Source organism: Caballeronia sp. M23-90 (genome assembly GCF_053574605.1).
Map to the genome: position 1 here is coordinate 1 of NZ_JBSIPA010000772.1, position 1,634 is coordinate 1,634.

Annotated in this window: 2 protein-coding genes; one reads left to right on the plus strand and one right to left on the minus strand. The window is 62.3% G+C overall.

Features of this window, described 5'->3' with window-relative positions:
- The first annotated feature begins 83 nt into the window (after positions 1–83).
- On the plus strand, positions 84–743 hold the full coding sequence (locus ACRXB1_RS35705) for a response regulator (protein WP_449494730.1): 660 nt from the start codon (positions 84–86) through the stop codon (positions 741–743).
- Here ACRXB1_RS35705 and ACRXB1_RS35710 read toward each other — a convergent pair.
- A partial coding sequence (locus tag ACRXB1_RS35710) for a glycogen/starch synthase (protein ID WP_449494729.1) occupies positions 740–1,634 on the minus strand: 895 nt, incomplete at its 5' end. The genes ACRXB1_RS35705 and ACRXB1_RS35710 overlap by 4 nt on opposite strands.

Sequence of the window (1,634 nt, forward strand, 5' to 3'; positions counted from 1 at the left end):
TGGGCGCAACTCCGACTCGAAAGCCGGCAGGGCGGCGGCGCACGCGTTCACCTCCTGCTGCCCGCAAGCAGAAGGCAGGCAGCATGACCATCCGCATTCTGTTGATCGACGACCACACGCTGTTCCGCTCCGGCGTGCATGCGCTGTTGCAGCGTCAGCCGGACTTCGAGGTCGTGGGAGATGCCGCCGATGGCATCGAGGGAATCAAGCGCGCAAAGCAGCATCGGCCGGATGTGGTGTTGCTCGATCTGAACATGCCGGGGTTATCGGGTATCGAGACGCTGCAGTTGCTGCAGCAGGACTTGCCCGACACGGCCGTGATCATGCTGACGGTGTCGGAGGACGTGGATGAACTGACGTCCGCGCTGCGCGAAGGCGCGTGCGGATATCTGCTCAAGAACATGGACGCCGATGCACTCGCCACCATGATCCGTCGCGCCGCCGGTGGCGAATCAGTCATCGCGGAAAGCATGACGCAGCGGTTGATCGCGAAGATGAGGACGCCGCAGAAGGCAGAAGAGCTGCCTGCACGCGATGCCCGTGAATCATCCGCGTTGACGCCGCGCGAGCGCGACATTGTGCGGATCGTGGCACGCGGCGCGAGCAACAAGGACATTGCGCGCGAACTCGATCTGGCCGAAAGCACCGTGAAGATTCACGTTCGCAACGTGCTGCGCAAGCTCAACCTGACGAGCCGCGTGCAGATCGCGATCCACGCGCTCGCACGCGACACGGAAGACTAGACCGTCAGCTCGTGGTACACCTCTGCGTATCGCAACGCCGAGGCTTCCCAGCCGAAGTCCTGCTCCATCGCGCGATGCACGACGGCCTTCCAGTCGGGCCTCCGCGCTCTCAACGCAAACGCCCGCCGGACGGCCGCGACAATCGACGGCCGGTCGAACTTCTCGAACACGAAGCCGGTGGCGATTTCATCGGCGAGATTCTCAAGCGATGTATCCACGACCGTGTCCGCCAGGCCGCCCACGCAATGCACGAGCGGCAGCGAACCATATGCAAGCGCATAGAGCTGCGTCAGTCCGCATGGTTCGAAACGTGAAGGCACCATCACGATATCGCTGCCCGCGATGATCGAATGAGACAGCGTTTCATCGAATCCGAGTTCCACCGCCACCGATTGGGGATTGGCTGCCGCAGCGTACTTGAGGCCGTTCTCGAGCGCCGGATCGCCGGTCCCGAGCACCACGAGCTGACCGCCGCGCTGGACGATATCGGGAAGCGCCGAAAGCAACAGGTCGATGCCCTTTTGCTCCGTCAACCGGCTTACCACGCCAAACAGGAGCGCGTCGGGATCGCGCGCGAGGCCCATGCGTTCCTGCAACGCCGCCTTGCATTTCTCCTTGCCGGAGATCTTTTCAACGGAATACTGCGTGTTGATGGCCGTATCAGTGGCCGGATTCCATACCGTTTTATCGACACCGTTCAGGATGCCGGTGATGTCGTGTGTACGGGTGCGCAACAGGCCGTCGAGACCGGCGCCCTGAACCCGGGTCTGGATTTCGCGGGCGTAGGTCGGACTCACCGTCGTGATGCGATCGGCGTAGAACAGCCCCGCCTTCAAGAAAGACAAGTGACCGTAAAACTCGATTCCATCGACGGAGAAAAAATCCGCCGGC